We start from the raw sequence: 25,097 nt of genomic DNA on the forward strand, positions 1-25,097 counted from the left end.
ATTAAAAATCTTTTTTATCCTGTTCACCATTATTTCAAGGTAATCGTTTCGGTGTTATTTTTAAATCTTTGATCATAGCCGTTTGCATTCCTGGAAGTTGCCCCCAGTTTTCCAAAGTCCATTTTCACATTAACCTGGTGTGAAGCGCCCTTAAATGACCTGAATTTTGCGGTTGCGTTATTCTGTGATGAAAAGTTACTGACCGTTATATTTCCGTTCAGCTGAGGGAAGCCTGCATTAGGTTTATCCCTGGTCATCGCCAGTCCGAAGCCTATTTTGGATCCGTTATCTTTAAAATTGTTGATGGCTACTGAAATGGCCTTCTGCTGTTTGCCCACCATATTTCCCGGAGAAATGATGAGGCCGTAGTTGCCGTTGTTTTCAGTTTCAATATTGTTAAGCTTAACATTTTTTACTTCGTAAGAATTGCTGTCCGGCTCAATGTCTATTCCGGCCTGAGGATTGGTTCCTGAGGTATTGGCAATGTAAGCGTTTTCCAATAGCAGGTTGACCACTCCTCCAATGGTTAATCCGTTTCTGCGGTTGTCTTTCAGGATGACATTCTTAATCGTTATATCTGAAGAATTAATGTTGTTCCTGCTTCCTATACAAATCCCGTCTCCCCAGTTGCTTTCGATATAAGATCCGGTAATATTGATCTGGCTGGATGATAAGATATAAATCCCCATTCCCCATTCTCCGGTAGTTGACAAGTGTTTATGCTTGTCTCCGGTGATCGTGGGATAATAAATATCTACATTCTGGATGTTGAACAAATTAAGCATCCCGTTGCGGTCTTTGCTGTTAGGTTTCATAATCAGCTTCGAATTCTTCTGGAAAAGGATTTTCTGATTAGATTTTAAAGCAAGTCCGTTTTCATTGATAAGAACCGGAAAATCAGGCATGATAAGGGTAGAATTCTCACTAATCCCTTTCTGGATATAGGAAGTATAATCCGTATCCCCTTTTTTAGAATACCCTGCCGGCAAATAAGCAGTCAGATCCTTTGCCTTTTGAAAATAGGTATTTTTAACTGTATCGTATCCCGAAAAACGGTCTTTAACATAATATTGACAGCTTCCTAAAAAATATATCAGTACGAAAAATAATAAGATCGGCTTTTTCATTTTGCTAGATTGAATTTGTTAATCATTGTAAAGAATGGTATAAACACAACTAAGTTGATAAATAACGTAGCGGAAAGGGAACCAATATTAATCATCATCGCCGTCGAACAACCAAAGGCTAGAATGATGTATAAGAAAAATAAAACCGGTGAATTTGTGCTATAAGCTTTTGTCTCGAATCTAAAGGCCAGGACAGTTAAAACAAAGATATAAATGTAAAAGAAATACATTGAAAAATGATAAAGTCCTGCCACAGAAACCGGCACAATCTGATCCCTGGAACGTCCTGCTCCGTAGATATGATTATTAAACTTAATATTCGTCTTATAATTATCATTTGAAAACTTCGACAGTACAGGTATATTCTGCGTAATATCGGATATGAAATAATAATATTTGTCAAAAGGATTCACCTGGTTCTTTTGATAGGAATCGTATCCTATAGCATAGTTGGCCACTCCTCCAAAATAAGCATTCAGCTGATGGAGCTTAAAAAAGCCTCCCACATCAGCACTTTTTGCATTGCTGGAAAATTTAGCAAGTGATGCTACTACTAAAATAAGTACGAAGAAAGAAGAGGTATAGGTAACTATCTTCCTCCTGTAAGCCGGGTAAAAATAAATAAGTAACAGGATCAAAGGAAAAGAAGCATACACAATACTGAAGCGGCTGATCCCGATAATTATGGTCGCGTTAATCAATACAATCAGTATCGAAAGCATTAGCTTTGCACCCTGCTTTATCTTAAATGAATTGATTAAGGAAAAGATAAAAAGAACAATATATGCCCTCATCACCGGGAACATAATACTGACTAAAGGAGAAACACTTTCCAGATCCCCGGAAACTTTAAGCTTTAAATAGGTAGCAATATCCCATACAAAACTTAATTTATGCAGGAAACTCCTGTTGGTTGCTATAATTAAGATAAACAGAAAGAAAAGGCCGGTGGTAACAGTATTTAAAGGTAAAAAATCCAATTTTCCTTTCTGCGGCTTCGGTTCTTTTGATAAAGTACAGATATGATAGGCAATCAGTATAAACAACAGCTCAATCAGCATCATAGAAACTGCATAAGCCTCATTAACCGTTGTGCTGCCGAATTTTAATTTGTCTCCGGTGATAAAAAGAAAAGGAATCACCACATACCGTATAATCTGCTGAATGGTAATGATCCAGAAAATAAAATAGGATTTGAGCTTTACAAATATGTTTGAAATAAATAAAGTGAAAAAGCCTAAACCTATGGGTAAAAAATAAACATCCTGATAGGAAGTATTACTGATCTTCCCATAGATAAAGAAACCTATAGAGAAAAACAAAAAACTTAAAGTGAATAAAACTAATTTATATGATTTATTTACCTCCATGCTCAATAGGCTGCTTACTTCTCAGTTTAAATAAATAGTATAATACGGTACAAACATTCTAAAACGAAACAAGTCCGGAAAAGCCGGAAAAAAAAGCAATCTGCCCTTCTCCCGGCTTTATTATATTACAGTCTGGAATCACATTCTTCCAAAACTCCCTTTACATCATAAATGATCCCTTCTTCCTTTAAATAATGACTCAGGTCCATATCCATAAATTCTTTGTGAGCAACCGTAAGGATAATGGCATCAAACTTTTCGTCCGGAATTTCGTTAACGACATTAAGACCGTACTCATGTTTTACCTCTTCAGGTTTTGCCCATGGATCAAATGTAGTCACGTGTAAAGCATAGTCCTCAAGACCGTGAATCACGTCTACCGCTTTGGTATTCCTTACATCAGGACAGTTTTCTTTAAACGTAATTCCTAAGTTTAAAACTCTCGCCCCGTTAATCGTGATTTTCTTCTTGATCATGGTTTTTACCAGCTGGGAAGCCACATACTGCCCCATAGAATCGTTAAGACGGCGTCCTGCCAGTATAATTTCAGGGTGATACCCGTTTTCCTGGGCTTTCTGTGCCAGGTAATAAGGATCTACACCAATACAATGCCCGCCTACAAGCCCCGGTTTGAAAGGTAAAAAGTTCCACTTCGTTCCTGCAGCTTCCAATACCGCATGGGTATCGATATCCAAAAGATTGAAAATTTTTGCCAGCTCATTGACAAAAGCAATATTAATATCTCTTTGTGAGTTTTCAATAACCTTGGCAGCCTCCGCAACCTTGATTGTCGGAGCCAAATGGGTTCCGGCAATGATCACAGATTTATACAGGTTGTTGACAATCTCTCCTATTTCCGGTGTAGAACCCGAAGTAACCTTCAGGATTTTCTCTACCGTATGCTCTTTATCTCCGGGGTTGATACGTTCCGGCGAATATCCTGCAAAAAAGTCCTCATTGAATTTCAACCCTGAAACTTTTTCCAGGACAGGAATACATTCTTCTTCGGTAACGCCCGGATATACAGTGGATTCATAAATCACAATATCTCCTTTGGACAATACTTTAGCTACAGTTTCCGAGGATTTATATAATGGAGTCAGGTCAGGGCGGTTATGCTTGTCTACCGGAGTAGGAACCGTAACAATGTAAATATTTGCATCCTGAATATCCCTGATATCTGCCGAACAGTACAACCCTTTCTCAGAGGCCTGATTAAAAGGATTTTCCTGCTTTAATACAGCTTTTAATATCTCATTTTCCACTTCCAGAGTATTATCTACCCCTTTATTCAGCTCCTCAATTCTTCCCTGGTTGATATCGAAACCTACCACCGGATATTGGGTTGCAAATAATCGTGCTAAAGGCAGACCTACGTATCCTAAACCGATAACGGCAATTTTATATTGTTTTTCCACAAAAAGTCTATTTAAACTTGTTTATTTTAAATTTTCCCAATACCAGCTGATGGCTTCTTTCAAACCTTTTTCTATGGTATGGGTTGGCTTATATCCTAATAATTTTTCTGCTTTTTCCACGGATGCCAGGGAGTGCGGGATGTCGCCTACACGGTTGGGTCCGTAAATGACTTCAACATCTGCAATTTTCTCATCGAATTCGCTCAAATATTTCTTAAGGTATCCGATCAGGCTGTTCAGAGTTGTACGGTCTCCTACGGCTGTATTATAAACCGTATTCACTGCTTCAGGATTCTCTGTCAGCATCGCTAGCTCATTCATCTGAATCACATTATCGATATAGGTAAAATCACGTGAATAGTCTCCCGTTCCGTTAATTGTAGGAGATTCATGGTTGATCAGTTGTTTTACGAACAAAGGAATCACAGCAGCGTAAGCTCCGTTCGGATCCTGTCTTCGTCCAAAAACATTGAAATATCTCAGACCAATACATTCCATTCCGTAGGTTTTCCCGAATACATCAGCATACAGCTCATTCACATATTTGGTAATGGCATATGGTGATAACGGCTTTCCTATTACATCCTCCACTTTAGGTAATGATGCCGAGTCTCCATAGGTAGAAGATGAAGCTGCATATACAAACCGTTTTACTTTGGCATCACGTGCAGCAATCAGCATATTCAAGAATCCGGAAACATTCACGTCGTTACTGGTAGCAGGATCTTTAATAGATCTCGGAACCGAACCTAAAGCTGCCTGGTGTAAAACATAATCTACATTTTCCACTGCTTTATGACAAACTTCCAAATCACGGATATCCCCTTCAATGAGCTTATAGTTCGAATTCTCCATAAAAGGCTCAATATTATGGCGGTGTCCTGTTGCAAAATTGTCCAGGCAAACAACATAATGTCCTTTATTTAGAAAATACTCCGTTAAGTTAGAGCCGATAAAGCCCGCTCCGCCTGTAATTAAAATTTTATGCATTTCTATGATTTAAAAATTTTCTTCCACCAGCTATTTTTATCCTTGGTCTGGCTGTAGCCATAGCCATAGCTATAATTGTATCCATATCCTCCTGCACGCCTTGAAACATCATTAATGACAAAGGATACATTAGAAAGCTTAGAATCTCTTACCAGATCGTTGGCAAAATCTATCAGTATATTTTTTGATATTCCTGATCTTACTACGTATAATGTTGCGTCTGCCGTATCTGCAATGCTCAGTGTATCTGAAACCAGCATCAGCGGTGCAGAGTCAATAATAATATAAGCATATCTGGATGACATCTGCTCAATAAGCTTTTGGTAGCGGCCGTTAGAAAGCAGCTCCTGTGGATTCGGAGGAATAGCTCCGGCGTAGATAACGTCACATGAAGGATTGGTGGTTGAAGTGTGAACAAGATCTTCCACATTCACCGAATCATCATATAAAAACTCTGTAAGACCTTTTCTTTTTACCGGCTCACTGTCGTATCTCTGGATCTGAGGATTACGGATATCCGAACCAATCAGAAGGGCTCTTCCGTTTTTATTCGCTATGGTAAGGGCAAGATTAACGGATACCAGGGTTTTCCCCTCTCCTTTTACAGAAGAAGTTACCATGATCACTTTAGCTGATTCTTTTGCCGGCAAAACAAATTTAAGGTTGGAAACCAGAACCCTGAATGCTTCCGCCAGTTCTGAAAAGTCGTTTTTCTGCACCAGGTGGTTTTCACTGTCTTTAAGTGACGGAATATCCACCAATACGCCCAGTCGGGAACGTTCTTTGATATCATCCCTGCTGTAGATTTTATCATCCAAAAGGAATAACAGATAAAAAATGGCAAAAGGAATTAAAATTCCAAGGAAAAAAGCACCGGGAAAAATAATATCTTTTTTAGGAGATACTACTGCATCTTCTGTAAATGCCGGGTTAACAATTTTCGCTTTCGGAACATCTACAGACAGATTAATTGCATTTTCCTCTCTTTTCTGAAGAAGAAATAAGAAGAGCTGTTCTTTAAGATTCTGCTGACGTTCAATTCCCCTGTATACTTTAGATTGTCCGGGAACTTTTTCTATAACGTTATTATTTGTTGTGATTTGGTTCTGAAGCTGGGAGATCCCAGTCTGTACGGTTTGTTTCTGCTCACGGATATTGTCACGGATCACATCCTTTAGAGAAGCAATTTCCCTGTTCATTTCTATGACAGCCGGGTTTTCATTCGTAGCCTGCTTCAATGTTTTGTTTCTGCTGATAATAAGTAAATTATACTGAGAAATGGTTTGTTCCAGCGAAGGATTCAGCCCAAGGTTTGAAGGCATTAGCTGGTTGTTGCTTTTAGAAGCTTCCGCCGACAGTGAATTGAGAAGATCCAGCTGAGCCTGCTGCTGAAGAAGCGCTTTGGTATTTTCGCTGGTATTCTGTAATGCCAGTTCTGCCTGGGCCTGTAAATCGACAATACGGTTGCGGTTCTGGAAATCTTCTTTCTGGTTTTCCACTCCGGAAAGATCTTTGGTGATCACTTCCAGTCTTTTGTCAATAAATTCCTGGGTATTCTGAGCCTGTAAATTTTTATCTCTCTGCCCGTCCAGGTTATATTGTTTGGTAACTTCGTTAAGAATGGCTTCGGATTTTTCAGGAAGAGTACCTATCAGGCTGATGTCCATTAGCATAGCCTTTTCATCCGGTAAATTGACCTGAATTGTTTTTTCAAGCTTTTTTACTTTCTCAATAGGATTCCAGAAGATAATTTTATATTCCGATTTTGCAGCAATTGGAGAGTTTCTCTGAAGAATAACTGTTCCAAAATCCAGCTGTACAGGAACATTGAATTTCCCTGTGAATTCCTTTTTTTTATCATTTTCAAGGGTAAACTGGTCTCCCTTTATTTCTGTAATAGAATAAGCGGCTGATACAAACTTTTCTTTGGTATAGGTTAATATCTTTGCCGTAATAGGTATTTTGGAAAATAACTGTGAATCTTTAATCTCCCCCGCACTGTAGTACTCTACATTAAGGTTAAGGTTTTTCACCACCTGCATAAGTATGGGTCTGGAATTCACAACAGCCGCCTCACTTTTAAGCTCATCTGAATTGCCCAGGCCTATTCCCAGGTTATCAAGATCTGCTAACGCTGAAGAAAGGTCGTTTTGTTTTTTATCAAATTTAAGAGTGGTTTTGGACTGGTATTTAGGCACACTATACCTCAGATAGATATAAGCACCTGATAAAAAGATCAAAATAGAGGCAATAAACCACGGCCATTTGTAGAGGTATTTGGAAATGGTTTTTCTGATGTTCAATTTTTCCTCTTTAGCCTGAAATTCTGTCTGCTGCATATTTTATCGTCTTGTTAAAGCAATAATAAGTGTACCTGCCGTCAGCAAGGCACCGATAATCTGGAACGTAAGCGCCCTGTTCGGGTTGGAATTCGCCTGCACCTGCTTATTTTTATCCGGCTGAACATACAATATGTCGTTTTGCTTCATATAGTAGTACGGTGAGCTTACGATGTCCGACCTGGTAAGGTCAATATTGACTACCTGATCTGCTCCGTCATCTCCGGTCCTGATAAGCTTCACGTTGGTACGGTCCCCAAAATCCGTCATATCCCCTGCAAGGCCAAGTGCCTGGAAAACATTAACCTTTTGGGAAACACTTACTTTCTGACCCGGCTCCTTTACTTCACCCAAAACACTTACATTGAAATTTTTCAGGCTGATGGACACCATAGGATCTGTAAGATATCTTTTAAGACGGGTTTCCAGCTCCTGCTTAAGCTGTACCTGTGTCATTCCTTTGGTATATACATTTCCCAATACCGGGAAAGATATGTATCCTTCTTCATTCACCAGATATTCACTTGGCTGTACATACTGGTTGATTCCCGTATTGGTATCACTTCCTACCTTATTTGTTGTATTAAGGTTGAAGGGCTTTACTGCAATTTCGTCAAGTGCAGAAACCAGGATAAGGAGAACATCTCCCTCCTGAATATGTAAACCCTGAAACTTTGCCCTGGACACTTCCTCTTCCATATTATTCTTCGACATGTATACCATATTCTGCTTGGGCTTACACGATAGTAAAATAACCGAAAACAGTATCAGATACGTAATAATAGTTTTATTCATATGTTTTTTTAATCTATTGTTTTAACGCTCAGCTTATTAGATTTTATCATATATGGAGCGTACTACGAATATTTTTATTTATTATCTAAATTTCACTTATACGTGAAAATCTATAACGTGCTCTATTATTTTAAGATTAATTCTTTTCGCAGCAATTTTCGTTCCGATTGAAATAAATTAGCAAAAATATTTAATTATTTTTATTTCTTTTTTTACATAATTAAAACTATGTTACTGATAGACTTCATGTTCCGGTGTTTTATCTAAAATTTCAAATTCTGAATTATTGCTTATAAATTCCGGAACAATCACTTTTAAAATTTTAACGACCTGCAGACTGTCCTTTTTTATAGCCGAACGCATGATCTGTTTGCATAAAAGCTCAATGTCCTCAAATTCCATCAACGGGTCCCTTGAGATCATTATTTTTTCATGATGGGTAGGAATGGTCGTGGAATTATCTGTTAAAAGCTCCTCGTAGAGTTTCTCACCTGGCCTCAAACCGATAAATTCTATTTTGATATCAACATCCGGCGTATACCCGGATAGCTTTATCATCCTTTTTGCCAGATCCAGAATTTTAATGGGTTTTCCCATATCAAAAACATAGATCTCACCTCCTTTCCCCATGGTTCCAGCCTGAAGCACCAATTCACAGGCTTCGGGAATCGTCATAAAATAACGGATGATATCGGGATGGGTGATGGTGACCGGACCTCCTTTTTCGATTTGCTTTTTGAAATGTGGAATAACAGAACCGTTAGATCCCAAAACATTTCCAAAGCGGGTGGTGATAAATTTCGTCATGTTTCCCGGAGAGTTTTGTAACGACTGCACAAAAAGCTCAGCCGCCCTTTTGGAAGCTCCCATCACGTTGGTAGGGTTCACAGCCTTATCTGTAGAGACCATGACAAAACAATCCACATTATATTGTTTGGACAGCAAAGCTAAGTTCTTAGTTCCTCCAATATTAACAAAGATAGCTTCATGAGGATTATCTTCTATTAAAGGAACATGCTTGTAGGCTGCGGCATGGTAAACTGTTGAAAAGCGGTACTGTTCAAATAAGCTTTCTAGCCTGTAATGGTTTGAAATATCTGCCAGCACAAACTTGAAGTTTTGATGGGGAAATCTCTCCAGCAATTCAAGCTTAAGTTCATATAAAGGAGATTCAGCCTGATCCACAACCACGATAAGCGATGCACCCAACCGGGCAACCTGCCTCACAATTTCACTACCTATTGATCCCGCTCCTCCGGTGATGAGAATATTTTTATCAAAATGAGCGCTTTTCACCTCTTCATTTTCTATTTTTATAGGCCTTCTTTCCAACAGGTCTTCAATCTGAAGCGGGCGGATACTTCCCACAAGACCTTCTTCGGTAACTTTGCTGATATCAGGCGCCTTCAGCACTTTCAAGCCTTTGTCCAAAGCAAGAGTAATCCACTCCTCCATTTTCGGTCTGCTCATCGTCTCCCTGATTAGAACTGCATCAAACCGGCTGGTAAGATGATCATTTTTAAGAAGTTCCGTTTTATTATATACCTTATAGCCCAGAAGCATTGCTTTTTTGGAATCAGGTCTGGCACTAAAAAAACCTGCTAACCTATAATCCTGCCCAGGACTGTGAATAATAGCGTTGGCGAGTGATACAGATTCATCTTCCACTCCGGCAACGGCGATCCTTAACCTGGCCGAGCCATTACCAGCCCGCATAAACATTTTAAAAAGCTTCTTGGTAACCATTCTGAAAAAGAACATCAGAAAGACAGAAATAAAGAAAAATAAAAAAAGCGCAGGGTACAGATACACAGGCTTTCCTAAAGTGACATGCGAAATATAACTCAACCCCAGCAATACCAAGAGAGTACTACCAGAAGACCACAAAATCCTGAAAAAATCAAAAAAGGTGGAATATCTTATAATTCCCGCATAAGTTTTAAAAAGAAGCATAAACAGAATATTAACAAGAATAACCACAAAAATTTTCTCATTGGAATATTCAGTAAAATTAATTTTTACATGCAGGTTTATTAAGAATAGATACGTAGTTAATACAGAAAAACAAACGATTGAAACATCAATAAAAAAAACCAGCCACCTAGGTATATATCTTAATTCTTTGATTTTAAAAACATTCACCATACTACAAAAGACCTAAAACGTTATTTTTTTGCTTAATTCAACATTTGGTGGTTTTTAATTTTAAGCAAATATAATTAATTATTAATGATATTTTTCAATAATATTTATTAATATATACATAATACATTACAAATATCACAATATAATTAACCTTTAAATATTCATATCTTATTGCATTACAATATTTTCAGCTTTAAATTCGTATAACAAAACGTGGATAATATTTAACATTTTTTAATAGTAATTGTAAATTTTCAGTAGCTTGAAAAGTGAAATATCAGATATTTAAAATTCCATATACATAAAAATATGATCATAGCATTGCAGACAAAAAACGAATAAAAAAAGAAAGAATGTTTATTTTTCTAAAAATTATTTGAATAAACGTTTAACCAAAATTTAATAATTAAGCTGAATTGATTAACAATTTATTAATATTAAAGCACATTACAACATATAAATAATTGAAAATCAATTTTTTATAATTTTAAATTAAAATCCGCCAAATTACATTTTTTTCTGAAACCACCAAAAAAATACAGCTATTGTTTTTTTACTATTTTCTGAAATATTTTTGTGCAATAATAAAATAAAATGAAAAGGTCTTCTATAAAAGATATTGCTAAACTGGCAGGAGTTTCCGTAGCCACCGTATCTTATGTTCTCAACAGAAAGGAAGGACAGCGTATCAGCGAGGAGACCAGGAAAAAAATTTTTGAAATAGCTGAAACGATTAACTACACTCCCAATAAGATCGCAAAAAGCCTTAAAACCAATAAGACAAAGCTTCTGGGACTGATCGTAGCAGACATCTCCAATGACTTCTATTCCCATATGGCCAGGAACCTGGAAGATAAAGCTCTAAAATTAGGTTATACCCTGATCATTGGCAGCTCTGATGAAAATGCAGAAAAATTTGAAAAACTTACTGAGCTTTTTTCACAGCAGCAGGTGGACGGAATGATCGTTGCTCCTGTAGCAGGATCAGAAAAGACCCTTGAAAACCTTATTCATATTAAATACCCTGTTGTAACTATTGACAGGTATCTTAAAGGGGTTTCTGTTCCAGGAATTACCATTGATAATCAGGAGATCGCAGAGAGTACAGCCCATCTGCTTCTTAATAAGGATTTTGATAAAATGATCTATATTGGCTATGAAACTGAGCTCCCGCACCTGCTTGACCGTCAGCATGGCTTTGAAAAAGCAGTAAGCTCTTCCAAAAAAACAGTTGAAATACAATATCTACTGATAGGATTGGAAAATATCGCACAGGAAGTACATTTACAACTTGAAAAGATGCTTGGGAAAACTCCTGAAAATACAGCGTTATATTTTTCCAGTAATAAACTTGCAGTAGCGGGGCTTTCCTACCTCGTTAAAAACAATATAAAAGTTCCCGAGCAGGTATCTGTAATCGCATTTGATGAAACTGATGCCTATGACCTTTTTCCTACAGAAATTACCTACATCCAGCAACCGATTGAAGAAATGGCAGAAGAGGCTATTAAGCTTCTGGACGGACAAATCACTAATTATACGGCAACCGGAAAAAGAATAACATTATCCGCAAAACTGGTTGCTAAAGCGTCTTTAAAAATTAATTTAACCTAAAACATTTTTTTTAAATATTAACTTAAACGTTTAACCTAATATGATAACAAATAAATACAACTATGTCGTTTGCTTTGGAGAAGTTCTGTGGGACGTTTTCCCTACCGGATCCAGGGCTGGCGGGGCACCATTTAATGTAGCCTATAATCTTTTTAAAATGGGAATTGATGCCAAAATGCTCAGCAGAATCGGGAAAGATGAATTAGGACACCGTCTTCTTAATCAAATTAAAGACTGGAGAATAACTACAGAATTCATACAGGTAGACCAGGAAAAAGCCACAGGAACCGTGCTTGCCGATTTTGATGAGCATGGGGAAGCTGTATATGACATTGTAAAAGAAGTGGCCTGGGACTATATTCAACCTCTACCAGAACATAAAGAACTAATACAGAATTCTGAAGCCTTTGTTTTTGGAAGCCTGATTACAAGGAATAAAACATCCCAAAATACGCTGCTGGAACTTTTGGACTATTCAAAATTCAGGGTTTTTGATGTCAACTTCCGCCCTCCTTTTATCGATTTTGAATTCATTAAAAAGTTATTGCATAAAGCTGATCTTGTTAAAATGAATAAGGCAGAACTTAGAACAATTCTTGAATATCTCGGTGAAGATTATGTGGATGAAGATACCAGCATCAGACATCTTCAGGCTTATTTTAATTTGAATGAAATCGTTCTTACCAAAGGAAGTAAAGGGGCCAGATATTTTGTGGGGAATACTGCTTATGACTTTCCGGCTGTTCATATTGAAATTGCAGACACTGTGGGTAGCGGAGATTCTTTTCTGGCCGGATTCCTGTCAAAGAGAATTCAGGGCAGATCACCGGAAGAGATCATGAAACAGGCAACGTCGCTAGGCGCTTTTATTACGTCAAAATCAGGAGCCTGCCCGGATTATACCTATGAAGAATTCAGAACCTTCAGAGAAAAAAACAGCTGTAAAACCCCTTAAAAACATACGATATGAATACTCCAAAATTTACAGATAAGAAATACTACATCATCCTGTCCTTTGTTACTTCATTATTTTTCTTCTGGGCCATTGCACTTACCATGGGTGATGTTCTGAACAAACATTTTCAGAATGTTCTTCATATTTCGAAGTCCAAATCAGGGCTGGTGCAGCTTTCCATTTTTGGGGCCTATGCACTTATGGGTATTCCGGCAGGCTTATTTATGAAAAGATTTGGTTATAAATTAGGCGTCATCTTAGGACTCTCATTATTTGCATTAGGATCTTTTCTGTTTATTCCGGCAGCCAATACTTCTTCATTTGACTTTTTCAGATTGGCTCTTTTTGTTCTGGCAATGGGAATGGCAACCCTTGAAACCGTAGCTCACCCTTTTGTAGCGGCTTTGGGTGATGAAAGAACGAGTGACCAGAGGGTTAACTTTGCTCAGTCATTTAACGGTCTTGGAGCCATTATCGGCCCTCTGTTGGGTGGATATTTCATTTTCGGAACTCCTGATTCCGGATCAGGATCTCTGGATTCAGTAAAAAATCTTTATACATGGATTGGGATTGTAATTCTGGCAATTACCCTGATTTTCAGTTTTATCAAAGTGCCGGATCTCAAAGATCCTCATGCGGAAGACATCATCATTTCAGAAAATGAAAAAGGAGAAGACCTGTCCGTATCCGATCCTCATGCACCGCTTTATAAACAGAGACATTTTATATTTGCAGTTATTGCCCAGTTTTTTAACATTGCCGCGCAGGGCGGGACATGGGCTTATTTTATTAATTACGGTGTCGAAAAAATGCATCTTCCGGAGATACAGGCTTCCTATTACTTTTCCCTGAGCATGGCGATGATGATGATTGGAAGATTTATCGGAACTTTCCTGATGAGATTTATTGCTCCCAACAGGCTGCTGGCTATCTTTACAGCATGTAATATCGTTCTGTGCCTGATTATTTCACAGAGTTTCGGATGGGTATCATTTATCAGCCTTATTTTGCTCAATCTGTTCCTGAGTGTCATGTATCCTACTATTTTCAGTCTTGGACTCAAAAGATTAGGGTCAAAAGTTCAGCAGGCCTCATCATTCCTGGTTATGGCAATGTTTGGAGGAGCTGTTTTCCCTCCGATCATGGGCAGAATTGCAGAAAAGGATATTGCCCATGCTTACCTTCTTCCTATTCTCTGCTATGCGGTTATTTTGTTATTTGCATTAAAGTTCTACAAGCCCAAAACACTTAAATAATCCCTATGAAAACAAGACTTTTATTAGTCTGGTGCATTTTACTTGTATGCATCAGCAGGGAAATTAATGCCCAGATCACGATAACCAACAAAAAGTTTTCCTTTGGTACAACCGGTAGAATCGGAGCAGGCTATTCACCAAATACCGATGGAAAAACAGGAAGACAGCTGAACCTGAACAACCAGGGATCGTTAGGAGGCAGAATGGATCAGGGAGATTATGTTGACTTTTTACCGGCTTTTCATTTCAGCCCGGTGGTAAACGGTGACAGCACAAAAAACACAAAAATCGACATGCAGGCAAGACTGAGCTTTTACTCTGGCGGAACTTTTCTGGGAAATGTCGATTCAAAATCCAACCAGGGGATGATTATTGCCTTACCGGAAGCTTTTGTGGAGGCCAGAAACATTATGGGAAGCGACTGGGATGTGTGGGCCGGATCAAGATGGCTGAGATATGATGACATTCACATTGCAGATTATTTTTATTTTGATGATCATTCGGCAACCGGTTGGGGTCTAAGACACAAAAATACAAGATTTTCTATGTTTTTCCCGGCGGCTATCGATACCGCGGCCAGTAACTCCACTCCCTATTCTTACACCAATGTGATCAGCGGATCAAAAAACCTGATCTACAGGCAGAGAGAAGTTTTTGTCCTGGAGCAGATCCTGCCATTTAAAAATACAAAACACAAACTGAAATTGCTGGCAGAATTTCATCATGTAGAAAAATCAGGGGGAAATTCCGTAGAGCAATACCCATCTGACCGGGGCTGGGTTTTCGGAGCTAAATTAAATACAGATATTACAACAACAATTCCGGGTTCATTCAATCAGCTTTCTGTAAGGTACGGAACCGGAATTGCCAACGGAGGCGATAATGGAAATACACAGACCTGGCGGACCTACGGAGCACCTGATGAAGTTACAAAAACCTATAAAGGAGCCTACTCTCTTACAATTGTTGAACATTTCCTCTGGAATATCTCCAACCGGTGGTCGCTTAATCCTTATGCGGTTTTCACCAAAAGTAAAGGAGGATCAACCGGTAATGATAAAGCTCCGGACTATTATAGCCGTGAAATTTTTAACAGAAAAACAGAATTTAATACGGGAATAAGGGCTACCTATTATTTTAACAACTGGTTTCATATCCTTTCTGAATTCCATTATGCAACACGAAAAAACGGAACCCAGGATGCAGCATCGATGATGAAGCTGGTTTTGGCTCCTACCATTGTTCCTACAGCTGAACGCAGTGTCTGGGCAAGACCCCATATCCGTTTTATTGCAGAAGTATCAAGGTATAATGACCAGGCTATGAACAGTCTTTACTCACCGTTTTTACAGCAGTCCGGAGCAAAAAGATTCGGGACGTATTTCGGAATACGGACAGAATGGTGGATTTTTTAAATAAAATAAAGAAAATATGATGAATATAAAATTGGGGGCTTCCCTACTCTCCTGGATCACTCCGTTATGGAATGCGGAATCAGGTAAATATGCCATAGAGAAAACCTCTAAAGCGGGGTTTGATCTTATCGAAATACTACTGCCGAATTCAATGGATTTTGATGCTAAAACGGTAAAAAAACAGCTGAAAGACAATCATCTGGAAGCGGTATGCTCGCTGAATCTTCCAAAAGATGCCCATATCGCATTCTATCCCGAAACCGCAGAAAAGCTTATCAAAAAAGCGATCGATAAAGTTGATGAACTGGAAACCACCCTGCTGGCCGGAGTTTTACACAGCGGAATTGGCGTATTTACCGGTAAACCACTTACAGAAAACGAAAAAGAAATCATTGCTGAAGTATGGTGCAATGTGGCAGATTATGCCCAGACCAGAAATATAGATATCGCCATAGAGCCTATTAACCGCTATGAATCGTATGCCTGCAATACGGCAGAAAATGTCATGGAACTCATTAAGAAAACGGGTAAAAATAATCTCTTCCTTCACCTTGATACCTTTCATATGAATATTGAGGAGAATAATTTTTATGATCCGATTATCAATTCCGGAAAAATGCTGAAGCATATTCATGTTACAGAATCTCACCGGGGCATGTTGGGAGAAGGCACCGTCAATTGGGAAGAATTTTTCTCAGCCTTGAAAGAAATCAATTTTGAAGGGAATCTGGTTCTTGAAAATTTCAGTTCCTCAATTCCAGAAATGCAGGAAAAGGTTTCATTATGGCAGAAATCACCTTATGATGCCCAGGAACTTGCTGAAGGAAGCCTTGCCTTTCTAAAGAAGCATATCAAAAATTAAATCACTATTAAAACAATGATTAACATTACAAACTGTTCCGGCAGAAGCTGACCTGTTTTTCCACCAATAGCTTATAGCAGGCTTTGACAGACCTTCTGCCGGTTTTTTTATCATATTCCTGAATTTAGTTGCAGCTCAGGATGTGATAAAATTCTATTATTATTAATTCAAAAGCAGGTAATCTTTAATCGTTTTCAGGACTCCAAAGCTGTCATTGGTACAGGCTTCAAAATTGGCTACCTGCTTTACGTTCGGATGGGCATTCTTCATGGCGTAAGAATATTTGGCATTCTTCAGCATTTCTATATCGTTCATATAATCCCCGAAAGCCATCGTATTTTCAGGAGAGATGCCCAACGATTTCTGAAGGATTTTCAGCGCATTTCCTTTATTGATATCCTTATTCATGACATCCAGCCAATATTCTCCGGAAACTACCACTTCCAGACCGAATTCTTCAAATCTTTTAAGAGCCGGATACAGATATTTTTCAGCTCCTTCAGAATGATAGACTGCTATTTTAAAGGCTGTATCGTCAATTTTTTCCGTAAGATCATCCTTCTTCATGTTTTCAGTATAATACTTAGAGAAAAAATCCACAAACTGCTGATCTTCGGTTTCATAATAAGCCATTTTTTTAGCTGACAATACGGCTTTGGCTCCCGGTATTTCGCGGATAGCCCTGATGATCTCGACAATATATTTGTATTCCAGTGTATCGGCAAAAAGCTCCTGATCTTTATAGACTACGTAGCCTCCATTTTCAGCAATAAAACCGATTTCGCTTTCTATCTCTCCGAAATAATGGGTAATGCCCGGCATCTGTCTTCCGCTTGCAGGTACAAACAGAATGTTTCTTTTCTTCAGTTCTTTGTAAATCTCCGAAAACTCAGGACTCATTTCATGGCTGGAATTGAGAAATGTCCCATCCATATCCGTCACAATTAATTTAATCTCTTCCATAATTTTATTGGGAAATGCAATATTCTGCAGGTATCAGAATCACAATTTGCTTATTCTTTTCCAAAGATATTGATTTTATTATTTTTTCTTGTAATGAATGGTGGGAAGGCTTTTTAATATTGCGGCACTTTGTTCCGGGGTAATATCCCGCTGAGGTTCTGCCAGCATTTCATATCCTACCATGAATTTTTTTATTTCCGCGCTTCTGAGCAACGGAGGATAAAAATGCATATGAAAATGCCATTCCGGGTGTTCTTTTCCATCTGTAGGTGACTGGTGGATTCCCGCAGAATAAGGAAATGATCTTTCAAAAAGATTATCATAAATCGTGGTCAGATCCTTAAGTACAGCAGCAAGAGATTCTTTTTCTTCTTCAGAAAATGCCGCAATATTTTCTCTTTTCTGTTTACTGATAATTATTGTTTCGTAAGGCCAGGATGCCCAAAACGGTACCAATGCAGTAAAATGTTCATTTTCTGTGACAATGCGTTCCCCAGCTGAAATTTCCTGCTGAAGATAGTCTTCCAGCAATGTTCTTTTATTCTTTTCAAAATAGGATTTCAACTGGCCCTGAGTTTTCTGAACCATAGCCGGGATTGAAGACTGTGCCCATATCTGGCCGTGCGGATGAGGATTACTACAGCCCATGATGCTGCCTTTGTTTTCAAAAATCTGAACATAGTTGATAGGGTCCAGAGCGGCCAGTTCGTTGAACTGCTCCTGCCATACATCCACCACATTCTTTATCTGTTCCACAGACATTTCCGGTAAGGTAAGACTGTGGTCGTCAGAAAAACAGACTACCCTGTTGATTCCGCGTTCCGGAAGAAGGGTAAAAAATCCGGAAAGTTCTTCAGAAAAATCAACTTCTTCATTCAGCAATGCTCCGAAATCATTATCAAAAACATATGTTCCTTTATAGGCAGGATTATGGCTTCCATTAGCTCTCTTATTTCCGGAGCACAGATAGCAGTCAGGATCGTAAGAAGGGCGGTCTTCTTCTGCTGTTTCCTCTCTCTGCCCCTGCCATGGGCGGTTTGCCCGTTGTGGAGAAACCAGTATCCATTCATCCAAAAGAGGATTGTATCTTCTGTGGGGATGCTTATTACGGTCAAATGATGTATTCATTGGTATATTCTTTTATCCCGTCGGAAATTTTAACCTGATAAACTTTCATCCGGATGTTGAAATGTTCAAGATATTTTTCACTGATGGTTCGGATCACTTCTTCAGCTTTATTTTCCTGAATAAGGTTGATGCTGCAGCCTCCGAAACCACCACCCATAATTCTTGCTCCCAATACTCCTTCCTGTCGCAATGCATTTTCCACTAAAAAATCAAGTTCATCACAACTGACCTCAAATTCAGTTGAAAGCCCGGCATGGGTTTCCGTGAGAAGAGTTCCCAGATATTCCATATTTCCTTCCGAAATAGCTTTTGCTGCCATTTCCACCCTCTGGATTTCTTTCAGCAGGTAAAGACATCTTTTGTATGAAACACTTCCCGTTTCTTCTTTTACATGCTCAAGCATTGCCAACGTAAAATCTCTGAATTTTTCAATTTCCGGAAAGTTTTTCCATAAAACTTTTTTCCCATGTTCAACATCTTTACGTCTTTCATTGTAGCCGGATGTCAAATGGGTATGCTTTACACAGCTGTCGAAAAGCAACAGGCTGTACCCTTTAAGGTCTGCATCAAAATATTGATGTTCCAGGGAATGGCAGTCGAGCATAATCACCTTGTTTTCCTTCCCGAAAACGGAAGCAAACTGATCCATAATTCCGCACTGGACTCCTGCAAAAGTATGTTCTGATTTTTGCCCGATCACTGCAATCTCTTTTTTGGACAGCCGAAGATCAAAAAGCTCATTGAGGATGTAGGCAAAACCACATTCAAGGGCTGCCGAAGAAGAAAGCCCGGATCCCATCGGGATGGTACTGCTGAAAACAATTTCCATTCCGCAAAATCGGTTTTCCGGCTTCTGCAACTGGCTGAAAACGCCCAGAATATAGTTCATCCACATCTGCCGAACCGGCTTTATCTCCATCGTGACATCAAATGTATATTCTTCTCCGAGGTCTTTCGCGATGATCGTACAAAAATGGGTCTGTGGCAGCTTGCGGACAGCAAAACAGATGTATTTGTCTATGGCAGCGGGCAATACCAAACCATCACTGTAATCTACATGTTCGCCGATAATATTAATTCTTCCCGGCGAAAGGAAAATGTGTTCGGGCTCTGCGTTGAATTCGGCCTTAAACTTTTTTATAGTTGGGTTGATTAACTGTTCATGCATAACCATCTTTTCTCTGCCTAATCTTATTTCATTTTTTGTGAATCTTTGATGAACTGTTCCAATCCTGAATCTGTCAGCGGATGTTTAAGAAGAGAAAGTATAGGAGCCAGCGGACAGGTCACGACATCAGCTCCGATCTTTGCACAATTAACAATATGCATGCTGTGTCGGACAGAAGCAGTCAGTATTTGTGTCTGAAAAGCGTAATTGTCATAAATTGTTCTGATTTCCGAGATCAGATGAAGCCCGTCTGTAGAAACATCATCCAGCCTTCCCAGAAACGGAGAAACATAGGTAGCTCCTGCTTTGGCAGCCAGCAATGCCTGCCCGGCAGAGAAAACAAGCGTACAGTTTGTCTTTATTCCTTTCTCAGAAAAATAACGGATGGCTTTGATTCCATCTTGAGTCATTGGAACTTTTACAACAATTCTCGGATGTAATGCAGCAAGCTCTTCACCTTCTTTAACCATTTCTTCGAAAGTAATTCCCAATACTTCAGCACTTACATCCCCGTCCACGATTTTACAGATTTCAAGGTAATGATGATGTATATTCTGTTTTCCGGAAATTCCCTCTTTCGCCATAAGTGAAGGATTGGTGGTTACCCCGTCCAGAACTCCAAGGACATGAGCTTCCTCTATCATTGCCAGATTGGCGGTATCAATAAAAAATTTCATAAATGTGACTATTATTTATAAGTGTTAAATTTACACTTATATTTTAATAAATCATCATGAGAATGTAAATTTTATTGCCTGTAGAAAATTATTCTGTGAAATAATTAAATTCTTTCCTGTATTGGGAAGGGCTTTTTTGGATATATTCTTTAAAGGTTTTATTAAAATAGCTGAAATTATTAAACCCGGATTCAAAGGATACTTCCGTAATGCTTAAAGGCTGTTCTGCAAGCAGCTTAAGGGCATGGGTAATCCTGTACTCGTTCACAAACCGGGTGAAGGTTTTGTTCGTAATTTTTTTAAAGTAGCGGCAAAAAGACGGTACTTTCATATGGGCAAGATCAGCCACTTCCTCCAAGGTAATGGCTTCTTTGAAATGATCTTTCACATAATTAAATATCAGATTGATTCTTTCATTGTCTTCAATCTGGATCTGCAGATAATATTTTCCTGCATTCAGGATCCTGTAATCCTGGGTAACGGACAGCTCATCCAATATCTTCAGAAATCTGCACAGCTTATCCAAAGAAGAAGCTTCATGCATCTCAACAATCTCTTTCCCTATTTTTTTCTTCATCTCTTCTCCGAATACAATTCCCGCTTTTGACTTTTCCAGCAAAGCCGAAATCCTTTGCATCTCCGGTATATCCCAAATTGGTTCTCCTAAAAAATCGGGTTTAAACTGGATCACCATCTCGTAATCATTGTAGGTATTTTCATTGGTGAGTCCGCAGTGGGGAAGATTGCTTCCTATCAGAACCAGGTCTCCATCTGAAAAATAGGTAATGCTGCTTCCGATCTGTCTTTTTCCGGAACCTTTGCAGACAAAAATCAGTTCAATCTCGGGATGGTAATGCCAGACATGGGATTTTATATTCTCATTGGCCAGAAATTTCAGGCTGGTAAAACTGCTTCCTATAGTCGGCCTGATTGCTTCAAAAGAAGGGTTTACATGTTTCATAGACCAAAAATAAATAATTCATATGCAAAATTAACAAATAACACACCAATAAGATTAAATTAAGTTAATATAGTACATAAATATGGGAATTTAATTATAGCCTGAGAAGTATTGCTGCCATAGCTTTGCAATAATAATTCTAAAAGCCTTAACCCATGAGCACATTATTAAAAGCCGTATTTTTTGCAGGAGCCTTATTGTTCTCAGCAAATGTAATGAGTAAGGACAGAGATTTTTCCCTTTCCTTTGGAAACGTACAAGCCAAAACTTTAAGCTTTGAGCTTTCAAATGCCAGAAGTGTATCTGTTTTTGTTTACAACAGCGCACATGACGAGTTATTCTCTGAAAATCTTGCCGATGGGGACCATGTGACAAAGACCTATGACCTTCAGGATTTTGAGCCGGGAACGTATTATCTGGTAGCAGAATCGGAAGTGAAAATAGAAAAATACAGAATAAAAATCACAGACGGAAATGAAATAGAAGTGGAAAAAACACCAGTAAGCGCAGTCAACAAGCCTGAATATTCCGTTTCCGGGCACATGGCAAAGCTGCGTATGTCTGATGTAAAAGGACCTGTAAGCATTTCGGTATATGATCTTTCCAATACAACTTATTATACTTCGAACAAAGAATATGCTGACGGCAAAGTGGATCTTACTTTTGACCTGGATCCAAAAACAGCAGATCAATACATTATCCGTGTTGAAGAAAAAGGAAATGTTTTTAATAAAATAATTTCTCTAAAATAAATTCACATTTTCAAACTAATTATATACCCATTCCGGATTATACGGAATACAATTTTCACGTACAGTTTTTTTTATGAGGCAGCTCTCATTTCCGATCAGGAAAAAGAGCTGCCTCATTTTTTTAATTGTGATGCCCCATGTCTAGCTTAACTTTCTTCAAATCTTCCAGTTCATGAACAGGACGTTCTATATCATAAGGAATAGGCTTTTTTGAAAAAGTCTGGAAATACAGCAGGCAGGCATCTTTCCACCATACCGCATCCCTGGACTGAATTCTGAACTTGGACTGAACATCGGCAAACCTCTGTCCGTCTATATAAGGCTCCATCTTGTCCCATATTTTCTGATAGTCCCTTACCTTTTTCACTCCAGAATCATACGTATAGCACAACTCATCCCACAACGTTTTCCCGTCTTTCATTGTATAATCCCATGGAACATGATGAAACCACAGAATAAGATTTTCCGGGCAGGTTGATATATTTCCATATCTTTCATTAAGCGGCGGAAAATACTGTGAGACAGCATTACTTCCTGTTTTTGTTCTGTCAAATCCTACTCCCTGAGCATCAGCCTGATGATAATAGACAGGTGACCAATCCGGTCTTCCTCCTTTATAATCTCCCCACGGTTCAGGACCATAGTGATGCCCTCCTGCAAAAATATGGTGCAGTCCCAAAGGCATCATATAATCTACAGCAGTTTCCCTGGAGGAAAGCATCATTTCCTTTACAGGATTCACAAAGTTTTGACCATCAGTAAACGTCATTTTAATCCATTCATCTGCAATCTGCTCTGAACTCAACTCGTGATTCCATGCTAATCTCCCGAATGCATACCAGTTGGCCTGTGCAAAATGATGACCCGTCCAGTTGGTATCTTCCCCGATATTGGCAACGGCTGAAATAGCTGTAATTTTGGCAGGTCTTAATGTCCCGTCCGTAATTTTCGCAATCGTGGATCCCTGACCGTCAGAATAGGTATCACTTTCCAGTGTTTCTTTGAATAAAGGAGCCAGAAAAACCAGATGATTTGAAAAGCCCAGATATTCCTGTGTGATCTGAAACTCTACCATTTCGGAAGTTTTTTTCAAAGCGCCGAAAAGTGGGTTAAACGCTTCGCGGGGCTGGAAATCAACAGGGCCGTTTTTGATCTGAATGATTACATTATCCCTGAATTTACCGTCCAGAGGAACAAATTCCAGATAAGCCTGTTTGGCTCTGTCATCTTTGCTGGGACTGTAGACAAATGCTCTCCACATTACGATTCCATGGTAAGGTTTCAAGGCATCAGCCATCATATTGGCTCCCTCTGCATGGGTTCTTCCGTAATCCTGAGGTCCCGGCTGTCCTTCGGAATTGGCTTTCACCAAAAATCCGCCGAAATCAGGAATCAGTCTGTAAATTTCAGCAGCTTTATCTTTCCACCATTTTTGTACGTCTTTATTTAATGGGTCTGAGTTTTGTAATCCTCCCAGGACTTTGGGTGAAGAAAAATTCACGGAAAGATATACCTTTATGCCATAAGGTCTGAAAATATCAGCCAGAACCCTGACTTTTTTAAGATAATCTTCCCTAAGCATATTGGGAGATGCATTGACATTATTCAAAACAACGGAATTAATTCCCACAGAAGCATTCGCTCTTGCATATTCTTCATAACGGGGAGATATTTTTCCGGGTAAATCTTCCCATTTCCAGAGTGATCTTCCGGCATAGCCTCTTTCAATACTTCCGTCCAGGTTGTCCCAATGGTCCAGAACCCTTACATCGTATGAAGGTTTTTCAATATTGTTTAAATGAGACAGATCGGCTTTTGTCTGCTGTAAGCGTAAAATATGGTAAACGCCATACAACAGTCCTATTTCTTTGCCTGCAGAAATAACGATTCTGTCAGGTGTAGAAACAATTCTGTAGCCGTCTTTCAGATTTTTGTCTTTATTTTCCGTACGAAGTTCCACCGTTTGTCCCTGCCAGTGGCTGCTCAGCTCTTTTCTGGCAATGTTCAGCGTAGGACTGTTCCCTTTGGAAATGATTTTATCTGCTGATATGCCGTTTTTTGCAGGAAACCGAAGCCATAGCTGACTTCCGTCTTCCGCGAAAATGAGTAACGGAATGGTCAGAAAAAATAGAATGTATAGTCTCAGATATCGCATTGAAAAATTTTAAATGATTAAAGATGACTATGACTGTCCTTCCAGACCTTCAATCGTTTTGATTTTGCCTTCGTTATCATATTCCAGTTCAATCATTTTCATACTTCTGAGCCATGTTTTGCCTCCACTTGGCACAGAATCATGAAAAAACAGGTACCATTTCTCTTTAAATTCCACAATGCTGTGATGGGTTGTCCACCCTACCACCGGAGTAAGAATTTCACCCTGAAAAGTAAACGGTCCGTAAGGATTATCCCCGGTTGCATAGCAAATCAGGTGGGTGTCTCCCGTAGAATAAGAAAAATAATATTTGTCATTGTATTTATGCATCCATGAAGCTTCAAAAAAACGGTGCTTATCGCCATGAAGCAGTGGTTTCCCGTTTTCATCGAGGATGATAACGTCTTTAGGCGCTTCGGCAAATTCAAGCATATCATCACTTAGCAGAGCCACCTTTGAGTGAATCGCAGGCTCATCATTTTCAGGAATTACAGCGGATTCAAGTGCTTTATTATCTCTGTAGCGCTGTAATTGTCCGCCCCAGATTCCTCCGAAGTACATATAATATTTGCCGTTATCTTCAAAAATGCAGGGATCAATGCTGTAACTTCCCATCATCGGATGTTTTTCAGGAATAAAGGGACCGTAAGGTTTGTCACTTACTGCAACTCCTATTCTGAAGATATCATTCTGATCTTTCAGAGGAAAATACATATAATATTTCCCGTCTTTAAAGGCGACATCGCAATCCCACAGCTGTCTCCCTCCCCATGGAATATCTTTTACCGAAAGTACCACACCATGGTCTTTTATTTCACCGCCGTCCATATCATCCATTGAGAAGACATGGTAATCATTCATATCGAAGTGATCTCCGTTATCGTTTTCTTCAATTCCGCTTTCACGGTCGTGAGAGGGATAGATATAGATTTTATCTTCAAAAACGTGAACGGAAGGGTCTGCCATATAATCTCCCGGAAATAAATATTTTGATTTTTTCATTAAGT

General features: G+C 38.9%; 20 protein-coding genes. 6 read left to right on the plus strand and 14 right to left on the minus strand.

Annotated features, from left to right (window positions below; all coding sequences use genetic code 11):
* Window positions 1-29 precede the first annotated feature (29 nt).
* The 7 genes from ACM40_RS19565 to ACM40_RS19595 all read right to left on the minus strand — a co-directional run bounded on the left by ACM40_RS19565 (window position 30) and on the right by ACM40_RS19595 (window position 10,184).
* The gene (locus tag ACM40_RS19565) at window positions 30-1,127 is read right to left on the minus strand and encodes a right-handed parallel beta-helix repeat-containing protein (RefSeq protein WP_048504447.1); all 1,098 of its coding nucleotides are present in this window, start codon (window positions 1,125-1,127) and stop codon (window positions 30-32) included.
* Window positions 1,124-2,449, minus strand: coding sequence for an O-antigen polymerase (locus tag ACM40_RS19570; protein ID WP_131705394.1), 1,326 nt, complete (start codon window positions 2,447-2,449; stop codon window positions 1,124-1,126). The genes ACM40_RS19565 and ACM40_RS19570 overlap by 4 nt, the downstream gene beginning before the upstream one ends.
* 173 nt (window positions 2,450-2,622) lie before the next feature.
* Window positions 2,623-3,915, minus strand: coding sequence for a nucleotide sugar dehydrogenase (locus tag ACM40_RS19575; protein WP_048504449.1), 1,293 nt, complete (start codon window positions 3,913-3,915; stop codon window positions 2,623-2,625).
* Window positions 3,916-3,936: 21 nt separating this feature from the next.
* On the minus strand, window positions 3,937-4,905 hold the full coding sequence (locus ACM40_RS19580; protein ID WP_048504450.1) for an SDR family oxidoreductase: 969 nt from the start codon (window positions 4,903-4,905) through the stop codon (window positions 3,937-3,939).
* 2 nt (window positions 4,906-4,907) lie between these two features.
* Window positions 4,908-7,244 carry a GumC family protein gene (locus ACM40_RS19585; protein WP_048504451.1) on the minus strand — a complete coding sequence of 779 codons (2,337 nt, stop codon included), beginning with the start codon at window positions 7,242-7,244 and terminating at the stop codon, window positions 4,908-4,910.
* Window positions 7,245-7,247: 3 nt separating this feature from the next.
* The gene (locus ACM40_RS19590; protein ID WP_048504452.1) at window positions 7,248-8,039 is read right to left on the minus strand and encodes a polysaccharide biosynthesis/export family protein; all 792 of its coding nucleotides are present in this window, start codon (window positions 8,037-8,039) and stop codon (window positions 7,248-7,250) included.
* A 231-nt stretch (window positions 8,040-8,270) separates the two neighbouring features.
* Window positions 8,271-10,184, minus strand: coding sequence for a polysaccharide biosynthesis protein (locus tag ACM40_RS19595; RefSeq protein ID WP_048504453.1), 1,914 nt, complete (start codon window positions 10,182-10,184; stop codon window positions 8,271-8,273).
* A gap of 594 nt (window positions 10,185-10,778) precedes the next feature.
* Between ACM40_RS19595 and ACM40_RS19600 the strand changes: the two genes are divergently transcribed.
* Genes ACM40_RS19600 through ACM40_RS19620 form a run of 5 tightly spaced genes read left to right on the plus strand, consistent with a single transcriptional unit; the run spans window position 10,779 to window position 16,286 of the window.
* Entirely contained in the window at window positions 10,779-11,798 is a 1,020-nt protein-coding gene (locus ACM40_RS19600; protein ID WP_048504454.1) for a LacI family DNA-binding transcriptional regulator, read from the plus strand.
* 40 nt (window positions 11,799-11,838) lie between these two features.
* Window positions 11,839-12,753 carry a carbohydrate kinase family protein gene (locus ACM40_RS19605; RefSeq protein ID WP_048504455.1) on the plus strand — a complete coding sequence of 305 codons (915 nt, stop codon included), beginning with the start codon at window positions 11,839-11,841 and terminating at the stop codon, window positions 12,751-12,753.
* A gap of 11 nt (window positions 12,754-12,764) precedes the next feature.
* Window positions 12,765-14,009: a sugar MFS transporter gene (locus tag ACM40_RS19610; protein WP_048504456.1), complete on the plus strand. Its 1,245-nt coding sequence runs from the start codon at window positions 12,765-12,767 to the stop codon at window positions 14,007-14,009.
* Window positions 14,010-14,014: 5 nt separating this feature from the next.
* The gene (locus ACM40_RS19615) at window positions 14,015-15,424 is read left to right on the plus strand and encodes a carbohydrate porin (RefSeq protein ID WP_048504457.1); all 1,410 of its coding nucleotides are present in this window, start codon (window positions 14,015-14,017) and stop codon (window positions 15,422-15,424) included.
* A gap of 16 nt (window positions 15,425-15,440) precedes the next feature.
* Window positions 15,441-16,286, plus strand: coding sequence for a sugar phosphate isomerase/epimerase family protein (locus tag ACM40_RS19620; protein WP_228376224.1), 846 nt, complete (start codon window positions 15,441-15,443; stop codon window positions 16,284-16,286).
* 162 nt (window positions 16,287-16,448) lie between these two features.
* Here the strand turns inward: ACM40_RS19620 and ACM40_RS19625 are convergent, their stop codons facing one another.
* From ACM40_RS19625 to ACM40_RS19645, 5 genes are all read right to left on the minus strand, one after another.
* Entirely contained in the window at window positions 16,449-17,249 is an 801-nt protein-coding gene (locus ACM40_RS19625; protein ID WP_048504458.1) for an HAD family hydrolase, read from the minus strand.
* 78 nt (window positions 17,250-17,327) lie between these two features.
* Complete coding sequence (locus ACM40_RS19630; RefSeq protein ID WP_048504459.1) at window positions 17,328-18,377, minus strand: UDP-glucose--hexose-1-phosphate uridylyltransferase; 1,050 nt, start codon at window positions 18,375-18,377, stop codon at window positions 17,328-17,330.
* A complete protein-coding gene (gene galK / locus ACM40_RS19635) occupies window positions 18,361-19,545 on the minus strand; it encodes a galactokinase (protein WP_048504532.1) in 1,185 nt (394 codons plus the stop codon). The genes ACM40_RS19630 and galK overlap by 17 nt, the downstream gene beginning before the upstream one ends.
* 23 nt (window positions 19,546-19,568) lie before the next feature.
* Window positions 19,569-20,222 carry a fructose-6-phosphate aldolase gene (gene fsa / locus ACM40_RS19640; protein WP_048504460.1) on the minus strand — a complete coding sequence of 218 codons (654 nt, stop codon included), beginning with the start codon at window positions 20,220-20,222 and terminating at the stop codon, window positions 19,569-19,571.
* An 88-nt stretch (window positions 20,223-20,310) separates the two neighbouring features.
* Window positions 20,311-21,183, minus strand: a complete 873-nt coding sequence (locus ACM40_RS19645; protein WP_048504461.1) for an AraC family transcriptional regulator — start codon at window positions 21,181-21,183, stop codon at window positions 20,311-20,313.
* 155 nt (window positions 21,184-21,338) lie between these two features.
* Here ACM40_RS19645 and ACM40_RS19650 point away from each other — a divergent pair, with 155 nt between their 5' ends.
* The gene (locus tag ACM40_RS19650; protein ID WP_048504462.1) at window positions 21,339-21,935 is read left to right on the plus strand and encodes a hypothetical protein; all 597 of its coding nucleotides are present in this window, start codon (window positions 21,339-21,341) and stop codon (window positions 21,933-21,935) included.
* Window positions 21,936-22,056: 121 nt separating this feature from the next.
* Here ACM40_RS19650 and ACM40_RS19655 read toward each other — a convergent pair whose 3' ends face one another.
* Window positions 22,057-24,090 (minus strand): alpha-glucuronidase, encoded by a 2,034-nt coding sequence (locus ACM40_RS19655; RefSeq protein WP_048504463.1) that lies wholly within the window; start codon window positions 24,088-24,090, stop codon window positions 22,057-22,059.
* Between the two features lie 27 nt (window positions 24,091-24,117).
* A complete protein-coding gene (locus tag ACM40_RS19660; RefSeq protein WP_048504464.1) occupies window positions 24,118-25,092 on the minus strand; it encodes a glycoside hydrolase family 43 protein in 975 nt (324 codons plus the stop codon).
* Window positions 25,093-25,097 lie beyond the last annotated feature (5 nt).

It is taken from the genome of Chryseobacterium sp. BLS98, assembly GCF_001045445.1.
Classification (GTDB): domain Bacteria; phylum Bacteroidota; class Bacteroidia; order Flavobacteriales; family Weeksellaceae; genus Chryseobacterium.

Coding starts and splice junctions, on each gene's coding strand:
- ACM40_RS19565 (WP_048504447.1), bottom strand. CDS start 1,127: ATGAAAAAGCCGATCTTATTATTTTTCGTACTGATATATTTTTTAGGA.
- ACM40_RS19580 (WP_048504450.1), bottom strand. CDS start 4,905: ATGCATAAAATTTTAATTACAGGCGGAGCGGGCTTTATCGGCTCTAAC.
- ACM40_RS19585 (WP_048504451.1), bottom strand. CDS start 7,244: ATGCAGCAGACAGAATTTCAGGCTAAAGAGGAAAAATTGAACATCAGA.
- ACM40_RS19590 (WP_048504452.1), bottom strand. CDS start 8,039: ATGAATAAAACTATTATTACGTATCTGATACTGTTTTCGGTTATTTTA.
- ACM40_RS19595 (WP_048504453.1), bottom strand. CDS start 10,184: ATGGTGAATGTTTTTAAAATCAAAGAATTAAGATATATACCTAGGTGG.
- ACM40_RS19600 (WP_048504454.1), top strand. CDS start 10,779: ATGAAAAGGTCTTCTATAAAAGATATTGCTAAACTGGCAGGAGTTTCC.
- ACM40_RS19605 (WP_048504455.1), top strand. CDS start 11,839: ATGATAACAAATAAATACAACTATGTCGTTTGCTTTGGAGAAGTTCTG.
- ACM40_RS19610 (WP_048504456.1), top strand. CDS start 12,765: ATGAATACTCCAAAATTTACAGATAAGAAATACTACATCATCCTGTCC.
- ACM40_RS19615 (WP_048504457.1), top strand. CDS start 14,015: ATGAAAACAAGACTTTTATTAGTCTGGTGCATTTTACTTGTATGCATC.
- ACM40_RS19620 (WP_228376224.1), top strand. CDS start 15,441: ATGATGAATATAAAATTGGGGGCTTCCCTACTCTCCTGGATCACTCCG.
- ACM40_RS19625 (WP_048504458.1), bottom strand. CDS start 17,249: ATGGAAGAGATTAAATTAATTGTGACGGATATGGATGGGACATTTCTC.
- ACM40_RS19630 (WP_048504459.1), bottom strand. CDS start 18,377: ATGAATACATCATTTGACCGTAATAAGCATCCCCACAGAAGATACAAT.
- galK (WP_048504532.1), bottom strand. CDS start 19,545: ATGCATGAACAGTTAATCAACCCAACTATAAAAAAGTTTAAGGCCGAA.
- fsa (WP_048504460.1), bottom strand. CDS start 20,222: ATGAAATTTTTTATTGATACCGCCAATCTGGCAATGATAGAGGAAGCT.
- ACM40_RS19645 (WP_048504461.1), bottom strand. CDS start 21,183: ATGAAACATGTAAACCCTTCTTTTGAAGCAATCAGGCCGACTATAGGA.
- ACM40_RS19650 (WP_048504462.1), top strand. CDS start 21,339: ATGAGCACATTATTAAAAGCCGTATTTTTTGCAGGAGCCTTATTGTTC.
- ACM40_RS19655 (WP_048504463.1), bottom strand. CDS start 24,090: ATGCGATATCTGAGACTATACATTCTATTTTTTCTGACCATTCCGTTA.
- ACM40_RS19660 (WP_048504464.1), bottom strand. CDS start 25,092: ATGAAAAAATCAAAATATTTATTTCCGGGAGATTATATGGCAGACCCT.